Here is a 2,140-nt window from a genome sequence, read left to right on the forward strand (position 1 = left end):
TCTCAGCATTGCGCGCAATCTTTTCCTTGGGCGCGAACCGGTCAAGCTGAAATGGCTGGGCGTGTTCGCGCCGCTCGATTTCGCCAAATTGCGCGATGCGGCGTCGGCGCTGTTGAAGCGCGTCGGCATCTCGAAAAAACTCGACGCCGATGCGCTGGTCTCGACGCTGTCGGGTGGCGAGCGGCAGTCGATTGCGATTTCTCGCGCCATGCAGTTCGCCGCCAAGGTCATCATCCTCGACGAACCAACCAACAATCTCGGCGTCGAGGAAACCCATGGCGTGCTGCGCTTCGTCAAGGAGGTGCGTGACGCCGGCCATTCGGTGCTCTTGATCACCCACAACATCCATCACGTGTTCCAGGTCGCCGACCGCATCATCGTCATGCGCCGCGGCGAGATCGTCGCCGAGCAGACGGTTGCCGATACCGATCTTCTGACCGTGGAAAGCATCATCACCGGCGCCGACATGTCGGCCCTGCTGAAAGAGACGAGAGCGAAGTGAAGAAGTTGGCCGTCACATGGTAGAACTCTACGGCAAGACGCTTTCGCGCCGGCAGGTATCGGAACGTTCGGGCATGCTGTCGCAATTTGCCGGCGTGCGGCTGATGACGCTTGGCGACGGCGTGGAACGCGGCATCCGCATGCTCGAGTTCCGCACCGGCTCGGGCCTGCGTTTCACGGCGCTGGTCGACCGGGCGCTCGACATCGCCGATTGCGACTTCAAGGGCCAGGCGATCGGCTGGCATTCGCCGAGCGGCTTTCGCAACCCCGGCCTACACGATTATGAGGGGGAAGGGGGCCTCGCCTGGGCGCGCTCGTTTTCAGGCCTGCTTGTCACCTGCGGCCTCGACCACATATTGGGCCGCGAAGCGGTGCCTGCCGATAGCTACAACTACCCGGGCAAGAAGACCGTGATCCATTCGCTGCACGGCCGTGTCGGCACCATTCCGGCACGGTTGACCGGTTATGGCGAGGCCTGGGATGGCGACCGCTGCGTGCTTTGGGCCGAAGGCATCGTTCAGCAATCGGCGGTGTTCGGCGAGGATTTGCATCTGATCCGGCGTATCGAGGCCGATGTCGGCGGCAACGAGATCCGGCTGTCGGACCGCGTCGTCAACCATGGCTTCAATCGCACGCCGCACATGTATTTTTACCACGTCAATGTCAGCCACCCCTTGCTCGACGAGGGTTCGCGCTATCTGGCGCCGATCCGCGACGTCGTCTGGGCTGGCCATGCAGGCGAACGCTACGAGGCGCAGAAGGTCGGCTACCGCACCGTGCCGGCGCCGCGACTGGGCTTCAGCGAGCAGGTCTGGCAGCATGAGATGGCGGCCGACGCCAATGGCGAGGTGCCGGTGGCGGTGGTCAACGACGGCATAGGGCTTGGCCTGGAAGTGATCACGCGCAAGGATCAGCTGCCTTGCGCCTACCAATGGCAGAATTTCCAGGCAGGGCAGTATGCGCTGGGCATAGAACCCTCGACACACCATGTCTTGGGCAATCTCGCGGCGCGCGAGCGAGGCGAGATGATCTGGCTGGAGCATGGCGAAGGCCGTTCTTATGACGCGGTGTTCCGGGTGCTCGACGGCGCCGGCGCGATCGCCGCGGCCGAAGCAAAGATCGCGTCGATCGCCAGGCAGCCGCAACAGGATTATCCTGTGCCGTCGGGCAATTTTCCGGGATTGGCGGACAGGGCATGATGCGAAACGAATGCTCCGGCTGGCGGGCCGGAAATCGGAGGTCGATGTGATGGAGAAAAAGCGCGACTACAGCCTGGTCGGGGAAAGCACGCGCATCGCGATCGAGACCGGGCTGGCCTCGGCCGAGTGGTATCACACCGATGTGCCGCGCAAGGCGATGAAAGAGCTGATGCAACGCTCGGACGGGCCGGCGATCCGCGACACGATCATCTGGATCGTTGCCATATTGGGTTCCGCCGCCGGCATCGCCTGGTTCTGGGGCACGTGGTGGATGGTGCCGTTCCTGCTCGTCTATGGCGTGCTCTATGGCTCGTCCAGCGACTCGCGCTGGCACGAGTGCGGCCACGGCACCGCCTTCCGCACGCGCTGGATGAACGATGCCGTCTACCAGATCGCCAGTTTCATGCTGATGCGCAACCCGGTGACCTGGCGCTGGAGCC

Annotated in this window: 3 protein-coding genes; all 3 read left to right on the top strand. The window is 63.5% G+C overall.

Annotated features, from left to right (window positions below):
- On the top strand, window positions 1-502 hold a 502-nt coding region (locus EN906_RS31890), incomplete at its 5' end, for an ATP-binding cassette domain-containing protein (protein ID WP_164777523.1).
- Between the two features lie 16 nt (window positions 503-518).
- Window positions 519-1,700 carry an aldose 1-epimerase family protein gene (locus EN906_RS31895; protein WP_127267573.1) on the top strand — a complete coding sequence of 394 codons (1,182 nt, stop codon included), beginning with the start codon at window positions 519-521 and terminating at the stop codon, window positions 1,698-1,700.
- Between the two features lie 49 nt (window positions 1,701-1,749).
- A partial coding sequence (locus EN906_RS31900; RefSeq protein WP_348629298.1) for a fatty acid desaturase occupies window positions 1,750-2,140 on the top strand: 391 nt, incomplete at its 3' end.

It is taken from the genome of Mesorhizobium sp. M7A.F.Ca.CA.004.06.1.1, from assembly GCF_003999135.1.
Lineage (GTDB): Bacteria > Pseudomonadota > Alphaproteobacteria > Rhizobiales > Rhizobiaceae > Mesorhizobium.